Source organism: Actinokineospora sp. NPDC051303, from assembly GCF_055586285.1.
This window is the reverse complement of record NZ_JBVJIN010000007.1, coordinates 1-16,661: the sequence shown is the minus strand read 5'-3', so window position 1 is coordinate 16,661 and position 16,661 is coordinate 1. Positions and strand designations below refer to the sequence as shown.

The window sequence follows — 16,661 nt, the reverse complement described above, 5'->3', positions numbered from 1 at the left end:
GGGGCGGCTGTGCTCAGGCGTGGCGAGACGACTGATAGGTCTCGGCCACTTGGGCGTTGGTCAGCACGCCGGTGTGGAGTTGGACGTCGTCGACATCGCCTTTCCAACTATCGGAATACCCGCCGTTGTAGGTGCCCCGACCAATGAGCACCGAGCCGTCGGAGTGCGCGCTAGTGACGCCGCTGCCGTCGGTCGGCGATGTGGTGCCGTGGAAAGTGTTCTGGCGCACGCCATTGACGAACAGGGCGATCGACCCGGTGGCAGCGTCGTAGGTCGCGACCAAGTGAACCCAGGTCCCCGCCACCGCGGACTGATTCGAACACGCCGACTTCTCCGCGCCGCTGGCCTGGAGTTGGAAGCACCAACGGCCCGAGTCCGGCCGATAGCCCAAGACGAAGGGAGACGCGGGCGAGAGATCGATCGACACCGCGGCGCGATATGCGGCGTCGAGGCCGCCATGGCGCACCCAGGTCGAGACCGAGTACGACTTGTCGGTGCGCAGATTCGTCGGATGCGGGCCGACGATCTGCCCCGTCCACGAGTCGTCGAAGCTCGCCCACTTGTCCTGGCTGGTGATCACCTGGTTCGGGTCGTCAGGATCGATGGCGGTGCCACCCCACGACACGCCGCCGCCGCCGAGCACGCCGCTCGCCGACGAGACGCTGTCCTGCGCGGTTGTGCCCGATCGCTCGTCGAGGTGGTACCTGGCGCGCAGGACCGTCTTGTTCGCTTCGGCCGCCGCTTCCGACGGGCTGATCACTCTGTCCCAGACCTGCACACGGTCGATCGCACCGGGAAGACGGTCCGTCCTGTTCCCGTTCCACTTCGCCGCGCCGACGACGAAGCCGCCCGCTTGGGCGTTCCACAGCGTCGCCGTGCCGGTTCCCTCAAGCCTGCCGTCCACGTAGATCGACAATTTGCCCGTGTTCGGCTCGTAGGTTCCGACGAGATGCGTCCAGACTCCCAGCCGTGGCGACGACGCCGACGACGCGCGCCGGGTCGGCGGGGAGTCCACATCCTGGGTCATCGTGTTCAGTGCCCACCGGTCGATATCCACCGCGTACTGCAGATAGAAACCACTGGCGCGATTGCCGTCTTGACTCGCCACGGTGTAGTAGGCGTTCTTGTTGTCGAGCTTGACCCACGCGGACACCGAGAACGCCAGATCCGTGCGCACAACCGGACCGTTGGTCGAAGCGAAGCCGTTGGTGTTGACAATGCCGTTCTCCGCGTATGCCTGACCGAGGGCGGCGCCGCTGGTCAGCGTGAGCGGGCGGTTGTTCCCGCTGGTGTCCGCCGCGGTCGTGCCCGACGCTTCGGACATCTCCCAGATCCCGATCGGCCTGGAGAGGTCTGCGGCGGAGAACCGATAAACGGCAGGGTTTGTCGCGGGCCGGTTCGCGCGGTCGAAAGCCTGGACGTACAGGGTGTTCTGGCCCGCCAGCGTGGGCGTGATCGGCACCGCGACCACGCCGTCTGCTGTGGACACCGAAACCTTGTTGGCGAAGGTGTCGGTGTTCAGGGACCACTTGTAATAGATGACATCCATCGAGTTGTTGCGGCCCGTGTTCCCGTTCGGCGAGAAGGTGAAAGCACCGGTACGGCCGACACTGCCGTTCAGTCCGGTCGTCGGGTAGTCCGAAGAGGACACGGCAGGCGTGTTCGGCGGAACCGTGTCCACCTCGAACTCGCACACCCGCGACCAACTAGAGGTGATTCCGTCGGTGACGTAGAGGTGCCATGCGAACACCGCGTCCCGGTTGACCACCTCAGTCGGTGTGACAACCTCGGCGAACGACCCTGATGGCACGTTGTTCTGGGTGTAGTCCTTGCCGTTCCACGTATGGCTTCCCGCGGTTCCGTCCACGAAGCGGAACCCTGCCGACAACATGCCCCCGTCGGGATCGGTTAGCCGCGCCCGTACTCGGGGATCGCGCTTGGCGACTACTGGGCGCGACGCGCCGGTCACACAACCGATCGAGAAGTCTCCGGTCGGGCCGGAACCCTCCATCCCGAGATCACCCGGCGCGTTGGGCGCGTTGTTCGGCGGCGGCGGAGTGAAAAAGTCGACGTAGATGTGTGGGACGTTGGTCGATTCCGACGAGGTGAACTTCTTCCAGGCGTTGCTGTTGTTCTCGTCCTGGGCCTTGAGCATCACCGCGACGACGCCCGACCCGTTGTTGGACCACGCCTGGGTCAGGTTTTTGATGTCGACGTTGGTCCACCGGGCGCCGCACGCCGAGCTGTAGCCCCAGGTCTCACCGCTGGTTGCCCAGTTCCGCCAAGGCGCGGGCTGGTTGGCCCAACGGGTGCCGGACCCGACCAATGGCGCGTCCCAGACTTCCCAGTTGTGCGTCGCGCAGGTCGCCGAGTGGTGCGTCCACAGCCGCAGCCTGCTTTCTACAATGGTCGCGCCACGGAACTGGGTGACGTCGAAGTGCAGGTACGATCTGGCCTTGGTCGCGCCCCCGTCATAGGTCCCGATCCGCAACTCACCCATTGTGGAGTGGTCGGTGTTCAGAATGTTCGACTGGACGAAGGTGTCGAAATTCGTGTTGATGCTCGGCGTGGGATCGATGGTGACCGGGTAGCGAATGTCGGGGTCGTCGAGGAAGCCCTCGGCAGGCTCGACGGTGACGTCGACGCGGCCAGTGTCTCGGGCAGGCGGGCGCTTGTCGTGGCGCTGCTTGGCCCTGACCCGTTTCGCGGGCTCGCCGCTGGCGGGATTCCAGCGTGCGTCCCACATCTGGGCGGCCGGGATCGTGCCGACGATCTTGCCCGCGCGGTTGACGATCTCACTGTTGCCGTCGGCGTCGGTGCGTAGGTCGACGCCGGTCGTGGTCAGCGGGAGGGTGAACGTAGCCGGGGAATCGGGCCTGCGCTTGAGCACGAGCAGTTGCTCGAAACCGGTGCGGGTCGCCCGCACGACGAGGTCGATGCCTGGCCGTACCTCGCTGTAGGTGGCCGTGTCGCCGTCAAGTCTCGGTTCGGGCAGGGCGTCGGTCCACTGCATCGCGAGTCGGCCGTCCTCGACCGACAACGCCGCCAAGTCCCGTGTGGACGCTGAGCCCGCAGGTGCGAGCACGAGGCCACGCGGGTGCGCCTTCGGCGTAATCGCCCCGTCCGCGCCCTTGACGAGAGTGAGGTCGACCGGCTGCCAATCATCGCCGCGCTTGACACGAACCGGGCCGTTGGCCAGTTCCGTGGTGAAAGTGCCGTCCGGATTCGCCCAGGTGAGGGAGTTCTCGGTCGTCGCGGAAAGCACTTCGACGCGCTTGTTCGACTTCCGCGCCAAGTCCAAGCCGGACGCCATGTCCCCGGCACGGCCAGTTCCCGGGCTGTCCGCCGCGACGGCCGCTGGGCTGGCCGCGAGGGTGAAACCGATCATGGCTGCGACTACCGAGAACGTCAGCGGCGCGCGGAAACCGCGCCGCGATCTCGCGGCGATATTCATCTGCAATCCCCCAGCCGGCGAACGCCGACGTCTCATCAGGTCCCCGACCCGGGTGCAGACAGTGCCTCATTTGCGAGTCTTGGTGAATGCCGCCAAAGGGACCAATCACTCAAAGTGACGATTCCGCCCGTCGAATCTGCGCTTTTACTCGGACGCGACCGCGTTAAGTGACACCGCGTTCCATCAACTGCGAGATGCGTCACAACCACATCGCCGCCCGTTTTCCCCGATCGGCAGGGCGTGCGGGGCCCGGGAGCGGGCCTAGACTCGCCGGTATGGCCGAGACGACGACGTCGACCTCCGAGGCGGGCGGGTCACCCCCCGAGTTCGCCGATGTGACCCGTGACGAGACCTCGCTGCGGCGGTTCCTGCACGGACTGCCCGGGGTCGACGCGGTGGGGGTGGAGCAGCGCAGTGCGGGGCTGGCCACGCGCAGTATCAAGAAGGCCAGCAAGATGCGGGCCATTGACCTGGCGATCTCGATGGTCGACCTGACCACCCTGGAGGGCGCCGACACTCCCGGCAAGGTCCGGTCGCTGTGCGCGAAGGCCCGCCGTCCCGATCCGGATCGGCCGGAGGTGCCCAAGGTCGCGGCGGTGTGTGTTTACCCGGACATGGTCGAGACCGCCGTCGCCGAGGTGGGCGGGACCGGGGTGGGGGTGGCCAGTGTCGCCACCGCGTTCCCGTCCGGGCGGTCGAGCCTGCGGGTCAAGATCGCCGACACGGAGTTCGCCGTCGAGGCGGGGGCCACCGAGATCGACATGGTGATCGACCGGGGCGCGTTCCTGTCCGGGCAGTACGGGCGGGTCTTCGATGAGATCCGCACGATCAAAGCCGCCTGCGGGAACGCGCACCTCAAGGTCATCCTGGAGACCGGTGAGCTGGCCACCTACGACAACGTGCGGCGCGCGTCCTGGCTGGCGCTGCTCGCGGGCGGCGACTTCATCAAGACCTCCACCGGCAAGGTCTCCCCCGCCGCCACGCTCCCGGTGACGCACGTGATGCTTCAGGCCGTGCATGACTGGCACGCGGCGACCGGCGAGCTGCGCGGTGTCAAGCCCGCCGGTGGTATCCGCACCACGAAAGACGCTATCCGCTACCTGGTCGCGGTAAACGAGGTCGCCGGGCCGCGATGGCTGGACCCTCAGCTGTTCCGTTTCGGCGCGTCAAGCCTGCTCAACGACCTTCTGATGCAGCGCCGCACCCAACTGGAGGGCCACTACAGCGGCCCGGATTACGTGACGGTGGACTAGATGACCTGGGAATACGCCCCCGCGCCCGAGTCGCGGGGCATCGCGAACCTCAAGGCGAGCTACCGCATGTTCCTCGACGGCGAGTTCGTCGAGGGCGCCGGTGAGCCGCTCAAGACGGTCAACCCGGCCACCGAGGAGGTGCTTGCCGAGGTCAGCACCGCGAGCGCGGCCGATGTCGACCGGGCCGTCAAAGCCGCCAAGCGCGCGCAGGACAAGGTGTGGGGGCGGATGCCCGGCGCCGAGCGCGCGAAGCACATCTTCCGGATCGCGCGGATGATCGCCGAGCGCGCGCGTGAGCTCGCGGTGCTGGAAAGCCTGGACAACGGCAAGCCGATCAAGGAGTCGCGCGACACCGACGTGCCGACCGCCGCGGCGCACTTCTTCTACCACGCGGGCTGGGCCGACAAGCTCGACTACGCGGGCTTCGGGCCCGACCCGCGCCCGCTCGGGGTGGCCGGGCAGGTCATCCCGTGGAACTTCCCGCTGCTGATGGCGGCGTGGAAGATCGCCCCCGCGTTGGCGTGCGGTAACACTGTCGTGCTCAAACCAGCGGAGACGACTCCGCTTACCGCGTTGGTCTTGGCCGAAATCATTCAGCAGGCAGAGCTACCGCCGGGCGTTGTGAACATCTTGCCGGGCGCGGGTGACATTGGCGCGGAACTGGTAAACCACCCAGGCGTGGACAAGGTGGCGTTCACCGGCTCCACGGAAGTCGGCAAGCTCATTCAGCGGTCGCTCGCGGGCACCGGCAAGAAGCTGACCCTGGAACTGGGCGGCAAGGCGGCGAACATCGTCTTCGATGACGCGCCGATAGACCAAGCGGTGGAAGGCATCGTCAACGGCATCTTCTTCAACCAGGGTCACGTGTGCTGCGCGGGCTCGCGGCTGTTGGTGCAGGAGTCGGTAGCCGAAGAGGTGCTGGACAAGCTGCGCAAGCGCGTGGCGACGCTGCGGATCGGCGACCCGCTGGACAAGAACACCGACGTCGGCGCGATCAACTCCCGCGAGCAGCTCGCCAAGATCCAGGAGCTGGTGGCCTCCGGCGAGGACGAGGGCGCCCTCCGCTGGACCAGCCCGTGCCCGGTGCCGGACAAGGGGTTCTTCTTCGCCCCCACGGTCTTCGCCAACGTCAGCCAGGCCATGCGGATCGCGCGCGAAGAGATTTTCGGACCGGTGCTGTCGGTGCTGACTTTCCGCACACCGGACGAGGCGATCGCCAAGGCCAACAACACCCCGTACGGCCTGTCGGCGGGCGTGTGGACCGAGAAGGGCTCCCGCATCCTGTCGATGGCCGACCGGCTGCGCGCGGGCGTGGTGTGGGCCAACACGTTCAACCGCTTCGACCCGACCGCCCCGTTCGGCGGCTACCAGGAGTCGGGTTTCGGCCGCGAGGGCGGCCGCGCCGGACTGGAGGCGTACCTCGATGTCTGACCGTGTGACGGTAGCGAAGACCTACAAGCTCTATCTGGGCGGCGCGTTCCCGCGCTCCGAGTCCGGTCGCACGTACCCGGTGACCGACGCGCGCGGGAAGTTCCTCGCCAACGCGGCGCAGGCGTCCCGCAAGGACCTTCGCGAGGCGGTCGGCGCGGCCCGCAAGGGGTTCGGCACGTGGTCGGGAGCGACCGCATACAACCGGGGGCAGGTGCTCTACCGGGTCGCGGAGGTCCTGGAGGGCAGGCGCGAGCAGTTCGCCGCCGAGGTCGCCGCCAGCGAGGGCGTGCCGCAGAAGCGGGCGCAGTCCCTTGTGGACACCGCGATCGACCGCTGGGTCTGGTATGCGGGGTGGACCGACAAGATCGCCACGGTCCTGGGCGCGGCGAACCCGGTGGCGGGCCCGTATTTCTCCTTCTCCGTGCCCGAGCCGACCGGGGTCGTCGGGGTGCTGGCTCCGCAGAAGTCGTCGCTGCTCGGCCTGGTCAGCGTTCTCGCGCCGGTGTTGGCCGCCGGGTGCGCCGCGGTCGTGGTGACCAGCCAGAACCGGCCGCTGCCCGCCGTCACCCTGTCCGAGGTGCTGGCCACCTCCGACGTGCCAGCGGGGGTGGTGAACCTGCTGACCGGCCACACGGCGGAGCTGGCGCCCTGGCTGGCCACGCACGCCGACGTCAACGCCCTCGACCTCACCGGGGCCCCGCCGGAGCTGCGGACGGACCTGGAACGGGCGGCGGCGGGCACGGTGAAGCGGGTCCTGCGGACGCCCATCGAGGAGCCGGACTGGACTTCCCGCCCCGATATCGCGCGCCTGCGCGCGATCCTGGAGACCAAGACGGTGTGGCACCCGATGGGTGCCTGAAACCGGCCGCCGTGTCAAGGGCGCCGCGAAATCTGTGGATGAATCCGGCGACTGTGGATAACTCGACGCTTTCCGCCCCGCCGCGCCCGAGCGGTGTCCTAACCTGAAATCCGAACGTCAGGGGAGCGATCGGAGCGGGGCGCACGTCCCAGTGCCGAACGTCAGGAGGGGAGCACATGACCGAGTCGGATGTCGGGGGCTACCGCGGCGAGGGCGATGCCTTCCGCGCGTACACGGCGGGGGTGAACCCGCTCGCCGAGCAATTGCGCGGCGTGGTGGACAAGGATCTGCGCGGCCACGCCGAGTTCGGCGAGCACGCGTTCTCCAAGATCGGCAGCGAGGTCGGGCTCAGCCAGGCCATCCGCGCCGCGACGCAGCGGCAGATGAGTCGCGTCCAAGGGCTCGCCGACAGTCTCGGCGGGACCGCGGAGGCCGTGCGCAACACGTGGACGAACTTCGAGGGCTCCGAGCAGGACGCCGAACAGCGGCTGCGGCGCGCGGCGGGTGAGCTGGCATGACCGCGCCCGTGCGCGATTTGCTGGAGCCGATGATCCAGCCCGCTGCCACCGCGCAGCGGCACCTCGCCACCGACGACAACGCCATCGACGGGGTCAGCCAGGCGCACGCCGGGGTGGCCAACACCCTGACGACCGTCGGCTACGACGCGACCAGCCACGCCAGCGGCCTGCGCGAAGGCTGGACCGGGCAGGGCGCGGTCCGCCACGAGCAGGACGTCACCGCCCAGAACGCGGCGAGCACCGAGCTGAGCCAGTACAGCGCCGAGGTGCAGCAGGCGGTCCGGGAAGCGGGCGACATCCTCAAGGTCGGCCAGAAGGTCAACCAGGACCAGATCGATGACTTCAACCGCAAGGCCGCGGAACTCCTGCAGGCCGCCGCCGCGCTGCGACAGGCGGGCGACCCGGCGGGCGCGCAGCAGAAGCTGACCGAGCTGGCCCAGTACGCCGCCCAGCTCACCGGCGACACCTCGACCAACCTTGAGACCGTGATGACCCAGCTCAGCGGGGTCGTCACCAAGCTCACCGGCGGCGACGCGGGCTCGACTTCGACCGCGGGCGCGACGAGTCCGCCGCCCGCGGCCTACAACGACCGCCAAAGCGGCGGCGGTGGGGGCGGCGGCGGAAGCGGGGGTGGCGGCGGAGGTGGCGGAGGTGGCGTGGCCACCAAGCGCAGGCTGCCGATGGCCATCCCACCGCAGCCGGGCACGGGCGTCGCGGTGAACCTGCCCGACGGCAGCACTGTCCAGGCCCCGAACGAGACGGCCGCGCGCGCGGTACGGGCGGCGCTGAGCCAGCTCGGCGTGCCGTATGTCTGGGGCGGGACCACGCCCGGCTCCGGCCTCGACTGCAGCGGCCTGACCCAGTACGCCTACGGCGAGGGCGGTCTGGAGATCCCGCGCACGTCCCGCGAGCAGGACATCGGGGCGGAGGTGCCCTCTGCCGACCAGTTGCTTCCCGGCGACCTGGTCTGCTGGGAGGGGCACGTGGCGATGTACATCGGCAACGGGCAGATCGTGGAGGCGGGCGACCCGGTCCAAGTCGGGCCGCTGCGCACCACGAACTCGGGGATGCCGTTCGTCGGCTTCTACCGACCCACCGGCTGAGCCTGCGGCACACTGTCGGCTGAACGAAAGGCGGGGGCGTGGAGATCGACATCGAGCACGAGCTGGACACGGTGGCACAGCGGGTCGAACGGACCCGCGCGGAGGCCGAGCAACGCGCGCACCGGGTCGGGCCGATCACCGGCAAGGCCATGAGCGGCGACGGCGCGATCAGCGTCGAGGTGCGCCCCGGCGGGCTGCTGTCCGAGGTGAAGCTGACCCCGGCGGCCCTGTCCAGCGGGTCCGACGCGTTGGCCGCGCAGATCATGGCGCTGGCCGAGCGCGCCACCCGCCGCGCCGGGGCGAGCATGTACCAGACCCTGGCGCCGGTCCTCGGCCCCGCTGGCGAGAAGCACCTCACCTCCCTGGGCTACGAGCCCACCGACGAGGACGACGAAGACGAGGCCTTCGACAGCCCTCTGGGCCCCCTCGCTCCCAGAGGCGGACGGCGGCTGCCCCGATGACACCCACCCGCCCCCCGCTGCTCCCCGCGCGAGCCCCCGCCCAACCGCGCCACCCCGCGCCCCCACCCCGACCGCCCTGTGCACCCCCACCAGCACAGGCGTCCGGACTAGCAACGCCGTCCCGCCCCACCACGGCGCCGCACCCCAACCGGGCACCCCAACCCGCCACCCTGTCCCGGCCCACCGGGACACCTCAACCCACCGGGCCGACCCGACCGACCAGGGCGACCCAACCCACCGGGGCACCCCAACCCACCGGGGCGACCCGACCCACCGGAGTGACCTACCCGACCAGGGCTCCCCTACCCATCAGGGCTAGCCAACTGGCCAACACGCCTCAACCCACCACGCCGTCCCTACCCACCACCGCACCCCAACTCATCAGGGCGACCCACCCGGCCAACGCAACCCGACCGGCCAGGACAGCCCAACCGGTCACCCCGTCCCGCCCCACCGGCGCGCCCCAATGCACCGAGGCACCCCAACCAGCCACGGCAACCCAGCCCACCAGGGCACCCCAACCGGCCACGGCAACCCGGCCAGCCAGGGCTCCCCGCCCCATCCGGGCGACCCAACCCGCCAACACGCCCCAAGCCACCATGGCCACCCAGCCGGCCAACGCGGCTCAACGGGCCAACGCGGGTCGGCCCGTCACGGCACCCCTGCCCGCCACGACTTCCGGGGCGACCGGGACAGGCTCGGCGACCGGACCGGCTGCTGCCGCCGGGACGCTGGTGTGGACGGTCGGCCTGGTCACCACCAGTGGATCGCTCTGTCTGGCCGGGATCACTGGGGGCCGCGCGTCTGGAGGTCGGCCAGCTATCGGCTCGCCGGTCGGGCCCGCCGCCATGGCGTCCCGCGATAATTCAGGTGACCCGTGCCTCGACCCGCCCGGTGAGCGGTCATCCGCACCAGGCTTAGAGCCGTCTCGGCCGGTCGGTGATTATCCCGCCCGGATCGGGGAACGCTGCCGTCGTCCGCGCGGCGGATCGGCCCGCCGTCAGCGGGGCCGGGGCGCCGTCGTCACTCTCGTCCAGTCCACCCACCGCACACCGAAAGCGGCCAGATGACAGACCGTCAGCCGTTGGAGCGCAGCACCCGCCAGCTCATCGAGGACGGCCGGGCGCGGCAGGAGGCGCTTGCCAACATCGACACCGTGCTGCAGAACGTGCAGGGCACGGCGTATGACAACCACGGGAGTGTGCGGGTCACCGTGGACGGGCGCGGGAAGCTGGTCGACCTGTGGTTACGCCAGGACGCCGTGCGGTGGGGCGCCGACCAGTTGGGCAGGCTCATCGTCATGGTCGCGCAAGCGGCCATGGACGAGGCGACGCAGGCCGGGTACAACAAGCTGGCCCCGCTGCTCGGGGACAACATGACCTACGCCATCGAGCTGATCTCCGGCCGGGCCGCTCCGGCGCGCGCCGGGGCTGGCTCGGGGATCACCGCGGAGGAGTTTCAGCGCAGGCGCGACGAGCGGATGCGCAAGGCTGACGGGGCGGCGGAAAGCACCCGTGGGCCCGTGGAGGATGATGGCTTCGATCCCGACGACCCGCTCTCGTTCGACCTGTCATCCCTACGTTCCGACAGGTGATCCGTACCCCGTAGGCTGCCGACGCGTCGCGCGTGTTCGCGCGAGCACGTACGCCGGTGGCTGCGCGACCAGGAGGACCTCCAATGGCCCAGGACATCGTCCCGATCGAACTCGGGCTGCCGAAGGGTGACCTTGTCACGCTGTGGGCTCCCCGGTGGCGGGAAGACGGCGAGGAATGGGAGGCGTTCCTCGGACACGAGGACGACCTCTACGCCTTCCCCGACGCCGCGCATCTGGCGGCGTTCGTCCGCACGACCGAAGAGCACGACCTGTCCGACCACCCGGCGTGGCACCTGGTGCCCGCGCTGTCGGTGGCCGAGCTGATGCCCGACGAGGCGCACCAGTACGACCTGGTGGGCGTGCCGGAGCTGGCCGCGGAGGAGCCGGACACCTGGACGGTCGGCGAGCTGGCCGACATCGTGGCGATCGTGCGTGCCCTCGCCGATGTGTGCGAGCTGGACGAGGTGCACGACGTGCTCAACTCCGCCGACGGGTTCGCCGTCCTGGAGCAGGGCACGTTCCCGTTCACCGGGCGCGACGGCGAGCGGCTGTGGACCGACCTGGCCGAGACGATCTCCGAGCGCTGGGACGAGGTCCTCGACGCGCTGGATTCGGTCGTGGCGACCCCGGACGTCGATGAGACCGCGTTGGAGAAAAGCGCCGAGGAGCTTGTGGCCTTCCACGCCGAGGCGGCCGAAGCCGCCGCCACCGACGACGACCTCGACGCGGCCGACGACGCGGAAGAGGACGAGGCCGACGCCGCCCCGACCGGTTTCTGGGCCGAGGTCGGCATCGACCCCATCAAGATCATCACTGATGGGGCCGAGTACTACACGCTGCGCTGCTACCTCGATGACGAGCCGGTCTTCCTCGGGTCCGACGGCAAGATCGACGTCGCCACCTCCCCGCGCGGCCTGGCCAAGTTCCTGGCGAACGAGGACCTCTCCGACAACGACCTCGCCGAGGTGTCCACCTGGGGCGACGTCGCGACCAAGGCCACCGACGGCAGCCTCGACCTCGACGTGGACACCGACAACACCTACGTCCTGCAGGGTCTCGGCGACGACCTCGCCGAAGGCGTCGACGCCGTGGACCCGGTCCAGCTCGACCTCGCGGTGGAACTGCTGACCGACGCGGCCGACTGGGCGGGCGACGAGAGCGTCGCCGAGGCGCTGGGCCAGTCGGAGAGCCTGGGCTGGTTGGTGAGCTTCATCCTCGCCCCCGACCCGACCCGGATGGCGCCCAGCGCGCCGTTCGACACCGAGGCCGCGGTCTGGCACAAGCTGGTCCAGAACCTCGAAGACCGCTTGGTCGTTCACTAGTCCGGCAGGGGCCGCCGCCGGGCCGGGCTCGGCGGCGGCCGCGGAGCCGCTAGGGCGAGATCAGCTGGGCGTAGCCGGGCTTGATCACGTCATCGATGATCGCCAGCCGCTCCTCGAAGCCGATGAACGCCGACTTCATGGCGTTGATCGTGAACCACCGCAGGTCCTCCCAGCCGTAGCCGAACGCCTCGACCAGGGCCGCGAGCTCGCTGGACACGGTGCAGCCGCTCATCAGCCGGTTGTCGGTGTTCACCGTCACCCGGAACCGCAGCCGGGTCAGCAGCCCGATCGGGTGCTCGGCGATCGAGGCCGCCGCGCCGGTCTGCAGGTTCGACGTCGGGCACATCTCCAGCGGGATGCGGCGGTCCCGCACGTAACTGGCCAGCCGCCCGAGGTGCACCGTCCCGTCGCCCGCGACCTTGATGTCGTCCACGATGCGGACACCGTGGCCGAGCCGTTCCGCGCCGCAGTGCTGCAACGCTTCCCAGATGGAGGGAAGGCCGAACGCCTCACCGGCGTGGATGGTGAAATGCGCGTTCTGCTGGCGCAAATATTCAAACGCGTCGAGGTTGCGGGTCGGTGGGAACCCGGCCTCCGGCCCGGCGATGTCGAAGCCGACGACACCCGCGTCGCGGTAGCGGACGGCCAGTTCCGCGATCTCCAGCGAGCGCGCGTTCTGCCGCATCGCGCACAGCAGGGTCCCGATTCGGATCGTGCGCCCCGCCTGGGCGGCGCGCCGCTCGCCCTCCCGGAACCCGGTCTGGACGGCCTCCACGATCGCGTCGAGGCTCATCCCTCGTTCGGTGAACAACTCCGGTGCGTAGCGGACCTCGGCATAGACGACCCCGTCCGCGGCGAGATCTTCCGCGCACTCCGCTGCCACCCGGACGAGTGCGTTCTCGTCCTGCATGACACCGCACGTGTGCGCGAAGGTCTCCAGGTAGCGCTCCAGCGAGCCGGAGTCGGCCGACTCGCGAAACCACGCGCCGAGATCGTCGGCGTCGGTGGTCGGAAGGTCGCGGTAGCCCGCGGCCTCGGCGAGGTCGATGACCGTGGCGGGCCGCAAGCCGCCGTCGAGGTGGTCGTGCAGGAGGACTTTGGGGGCGCTGAGGATGGCGGCCGGGGTCACCGGCGCCGATGTGGACGTCGACATGCGAACACGGTACTCACCCTGGCACCACTCATTCGGGTAGCCAAAAGCTCACGTATGGTGTGGGGCGAGGCGCGGCATCCGCTGGAGGGGTGTCCGCCGAATGGTCCAATCGTCCGTGTCAACACCGACGAACAAGCTACGGGTGGTGTATGGACGCCTTCTGGGACTGGCTAGGCTCCCCTTCATCTCCACATCCCCTCACCAGGACGAAGGTCACCTCCGTGAACGAAAACAACCCCACGGTGTCGTTCGACCGGATGCGCAACATGCTCACGCGCGCGGCCGAGATCCGTGAGAGTGAACAGCAGCAGATCTTCGACGCTCTGGACGAGATCCACGCCAGGCTGTCGCCGCTGGAGTCCATTGGATCAGTGCGCAAGCGCCTGTCCGAGATGCCCGACCGCACCGAGGTGAGCGTCCTCGCCGAGCGGTTGGACGAAGCGATGTCCAAGCTGGAGGCGCAGGACACCGCGATCGCCGCCATCGGCCGCGCGGTGGAGAGCATCGTGGACAAGTTGGCCACCCCGTTCGCCCAGCTCGACGGCCGTCTCGACGGCGTCGCGGGGCGCTTCGAGGGCGTGGCGGGCCGGATGGACGGCCTGGAGGACAAGCTGTCGAGCATCCACCGTCGCATCGACGAACTGGACAGCCACCTGGACAAGCAGGACGGCAAGATCGACCTGGTGCCCGGCTCGGTCCACGGCCCGGTGCGCGAGCGCATCGAGATCATGGAGACCGCGCTGCGCGGCCGCCTGGACGAGGTGGACGAGGGCGTGCACGAGCACCTCGACGGCACCAAGGACGCCCTGGCGCGCGTGGTCGGCGAGACCACCGACGCGGTGCAGGGCAAGGTCGCCGCCGTGCACGGCGCGGTCAACGACTCCACGAACGCCCTGCACGGCCGCTTCACCGAGACCTCGGACTCGCTGCACGGCAAGCTCGACACCGTCGCCTCCGCCATCGCCGCCACCCGCGACGCCCTCGGCTCCTCGGTCGGCGAGTCCCGCGAGGCCGTGCACGCCAAGCTGGACGAAGCCACCGACGCCCTGCGCGACGCGCTGCGCGAGACCAAGGAGACCGTCGACGCCAGCGACCGCCTGGAGTTCCTGGCCGAGCGCCTGGAGAAGGTCACCGCGCGCCTGGACGAGATGGCCACCCGCCTGGACACGGTCGAGGACGGCTTCACCGCCAAGCTGGGCGACCTCGGCGCCGCGGTCGAGCGCGGCCTGAGCAAGGTCGAGGGCACCCTGTCCAACCGCCCCGACTCGGAGTCCGTCGAGACCCTGGTCCGCCGCGGCAACGAGGAGTCGGTCCGCCGCATCGGCGGCCACCTGGACGAGGCCATGGCCACCTTCGCCGAACTCATGCTCGGCGGCGGCCAGCCCACCCCGCCCCCGCCGACCACCCTCCCCCGCCAGGGCAACCGCCGCCGCACCAACGGCAAGGGCCCCAAGTCCGCGGACAAGGTGCGCGACGACAACCCCGAGGACAACGACATCGCCGCGGGCGCCTGACCCGCTCGCTCGGCACCGGTAGGGCTATCTCCGCACGGAGGTAGCCCTACCGCTTTTCGGGGCCATGGTTCACTCGCCCGCTGTGTTGGGTCGAGGTCTGCACGTGGTCAAGGTAGGCGTGCAGCGCTGCGGCACCCGCGAGCATGGCTCGACCGCGGGCCGCGAGCCGCGCGTGCCAGTCATGCAGGGTTGACTCCAGCGGCACGACGCCGCCCGCGAAGCGAACCTGGCCGATCAGCGGGGCGATCTGCTCCAGCAGGTAGCCGCCCCTCCTGAGCTGGTGAACCAGGTGGGCGTCGCGCACGTCGGCCGGACTGTAGACGCGGTACCCCGTCCGCGGATCCCGGCGCGGCTGAAGCAGTCCCGCGTGTTCCCATTTGCGCAAGGTGGCCGGGCGGACACCGAGCTTGTGCGCCAAGGGGCCGACGAACGTGTCGCCGCGCCCGGACGGCATCGGCCTGAGATCGCGCAGCGCCGTTTCGACAGCGCGGAGGGTCCGGCGGTCATCAAGAAGCTGGACGTGACTCTCATCGATGATCCCGAGCCCGGCCTCGACGGCCCCCTGGTTGACCGCCCGCATGATCGACCTCGCCGTCTGGTGACCATGTCCAGGCACAAGGGCGAGGAACGCCCGCAGGGCCTGCGCGTGCAGCGGCGTGTAAGCGCGATAACCGTGCGGGCTCCGTTCGGCGACCGGAAGAATGCCCGCCGCCTCGTAGTTCCGGACCGCCTGCGCGGACAACCCATGCTCACGCCCGAGATCAACCGGCCGAAGCCGTCCACCACCTTGAAGGTCGCGCCGCACTGCCCTGCCAATTTCGCCAAAAGCCTCAACCGAAGTTTCAACGATACCGTTGACGAAGTGCCGGACAAGCCCCTGATGATCGACCTCAGCATGACCGAACTACGCGAGATCGCCGCCTACGCCGTAGCCTGCGCCAACCCCGCACTGACGATCTACGAGCACACCCACCCCAACGACCCCCGCCCCCGAGCCGCGATCACCGCAGCACAGTCGTTCGCAAATGGCGCCAACCGAACCAAAGCACTCCGCGACAGCGCCTGGGCGGCCCTGCGCGCCTACCAGGAAACCCGAGACGCAGGCCAACCAGCGGCAAGCGAAGCCGCCCGCGCTGCCGCCGCCACAGCAGGCGCCCCATTCCTACACCCCATAGCCAAAGCGACTCAGGTCCTGCACATCCTCGCCCCAGCAGCCCACACAGCCAGAGCCCTAGAACTAGACGCACACGACAACCACAACATCGGCGCCGACTACATCAGAACGGCAAGGGATCTAGCCACCCCCACCGTAATCAGCGTCCTCACCCGCTACCCCCACGCCCCAAACACCCGCAACCGCCTAGGACAGCTAGTGCGAGACCTGGACACAGCCTTACGACAGCCACCAACCACCCACTAACCCACAACCGTGGCGCCACGCCAGGCACACCCGCCCCCAGGAAAGCCGCACCGGCCCGGCCAAGTCCTCATGGTGCGGACCAAGCAACGAACCCGCACCCACACCTGCCAAGTGCCCGGTGGGCCCGGCAAGGAGGACAGCCACCCCTGTCAGGCCGCACCCAACTCGCCAGATGCTCGATGAGGTAGACCGAGCAGCGAACCCACCCCCAGCCGACCACACCACACCATCAGGTGCTCGATGAGGCAGACCAAGCAGCGAACCCGCCCCCAACCAGGCCGCACCTAACGCAGCCAGGCGCTGGAAGGGTGGAACGAGTAGCAAACCCACCCCCTGCCAGGCCGCACTCAACCCTGCCAGGTGCTCGATGGCGCGAAACGAGCAGCGAACCCGCCTCCCACGAAGCCGCACCCGCCCCTAACCACCTCCCTGCCAGGCCGCACCTACGCCCGCCCAGTGCTCGATGGGGTGGAGTGGTTTCTTTGGCTCTTCGTACTGATGTGTGGGTGGTGTGCCCTGGTAGTTGGGGGGCACGTCGTTGCTGGGTCTAGGTTTCTGAGCTGTCGAGGAACAGGAACC

General features: G+C 69.3%; 13 protein-coding genes. 10 read left to right on the top strand and 3 right to left on the bottom strand.

Annotated features, from left to right (window positions below):
* Positions 1-13: 13 nt before the first annotated feature.
* Complete coding sequence (locus ACZ6SD_RS07375; RefSeq protein ID WP_465316064.1) at positions 14-3,454, bottom strand: LamG-like jellyroll fold domain-containing protein; 3,441 nt, start codon at positions 3,452-3,454, stop codon at positions 14-16.
* A gap of 275 nt (positions 3,455-3,729) precedes the next feature.
* On the opposite strand from ACZ6SD_RS07375, the gene deoC reads away from it, so the two are divergent.
* The 8 genes from deoC (at position 3,730) to ACZ6SD_RS07335 (ending at position 11,995) form a co-directional block, all read left to right on the top strand.
* Positions 3,730-4,707, top strand: coding sequence for a deoxyribose-phosphate aldolase (gene deoC / locus ACZ6SD_RS07370; protein WP_465316063.1), 978 nt, complete (start codon positions 3,730-3,732; stop codon positions 4,705-4,707).
* On the top strand, positions 4,708-6,138 hold the full coding sequence (locus tag ACZ6SD_RS07365; RefSeq protein ID WP_465316062.1) for an aldehyde dehydrogenase family protein: 1,431 nt from the start codon (positions 4,708-4,710) through the stop codon (positions 6,136-6,138).
* Complete coding sequence (locus ACZ6SD_RS07360) at positions 6,131-6,997, top strand: aldehyde dehydrogenase family protein (RefSeq protein WP_465316061.1); 867 nt, start codon at positions 6,131-6,133, stop codon at positions 6,995-6,997. The genes ACZ6SD_RS07365 and ACZ6SD_RS07360 overlap by 8 nt, the downstream gene beginning before the upstream one ends.
* A 176-nt stretch (positions 6,998-7,173) precedes the next feature.
* Positions 7,174-7,515 carry a hypothetical protein gene (locus ACZ6SD_RS07355; protein WP_465316060.1) on the top strand — a complete coding sequence of 114 codons (342 nt, stop codon included), beginning with the start codon at positions 7,174-7,176 and terminating at the stop codon, positions 7,513-7,515.
* A complete protein-coding gene (locus ACZ6SD_RS07350) occupies positions 7,512-8,618 on the top strand; it encodes a bifunctional WXG100 family type VII secretion target/C40 family peptidase (RefSeq protein ID WP_465316059.1) in 1,107 nt (368 codons plus the stop codon). Before ACZ6SD_RS07355 ends, ACZ6SD_RS07350 begins: the two co-directional genes overlap by 4 nt.
* A 38-nt stretch (positions 8,619-8,656) precedes the next feature.
* Positions 8,657-9,079 (top strand): YbaB/EbfC family nucleoid-associated protein, encoded by a 423-nt coding sequence (locus ACZ6SD_RS07345; RefSeq protein ID WP_465316058.1) that lies wholly within the window; start codon positions 8,657-8,659, stop codon positions 9,077-9,079.
* 1,066 nt (positions 9,080-10,145) lie between these two features.
* Positions 10,146-10,673, top strand: coding sequence for a YbaB/EbfC family nucleoid-associated protein (locus ACZ6SD_RS07340; RefSeq protein ID WP_465316057.1), 528 nt, complete (start codon positions 10,146-10,148; stop codon positions 10,671-10,673).
* A gap of 83 nt (positions 10,674-10,756) precedes the next feature.
* On the top strand, positions 10,757-11,995 hold the full coding sequence (locus ACZ6SD_RS07335; protein WP_465316056.1) for a primosomal protein: 1,239 nt from the start codon (positions 10,757-10,759) through the stop codon (positions 11,993-11,995).
* A 49-nt stretch (positions 11,996-12,044) separates the two neighbouring features.
* Here the strand turns inward: ACZ6SD_RS07335 and ACZ6SD_RS07330 are convergent, their stop codons facing one another.
* Positions 12,045-13,148 (bottom strand): adenosine deaminase, encoded by a 1,104-nt coding sequence (locus ACZ6SD_RS07330; RefSeq protein WP_465316055.1) that lies wholly within the window; start codon positions 13,146-13,148, stop codon positions 12,045-12,047.
* A 257-nt stretch (positions 13,149-13,405) separates the two neighbouring features.
* Between ACZ6SD_RS07330 and ACZ6SD_RS07325 the strand changes: the two genes are divergently transcribed.
* Positions 13,406-14,662 (top strand): hypothetical protein, encoded by a 1,257-nt coding sequence (locus tag ACZ6SD_RS07325; RefSeq protein ID WP_465316228.1) that lies wholly within the window; start codon positions 13,406-13,408, stop codon positions 14,660-14,662.
* A gap of 46 nt (positions 14,663-14,708) precedes the next feature.
* On the opposite strand, the gene ACZ6SD_RS07320 is transcribed toward ACZ6SD_RS07325, so the two are convergent.
* Positions 14,709-15,404, bottom strand: coding sequence for a TioE family transcriptional regulator (locus tag ACZ6SD_RS07320; protein ID WP_465316054.1), 696 nt, complete (start codon positions 15,402-15,404; stop codon positions 14,709-14,711).
* 3 nt (positions 15,405-15,407) lie between these two features.
* On the opposite strand from ACZ6SD_RS07320, the gene ACZ6SD_RS07315 reads away from it, so the two are divergent.
* Entirely contained in the window at positions 15,408-16,082 is a 675-nt protein-coding gene (locus tag ACZ6SD_RS07315; RefSeq protein WP_465316053.1) for a putative immunity protein, read from the top strand.
* The last annotated feature ends 579 nt before the right edge of the window (positions 16,083-16,661 follow it).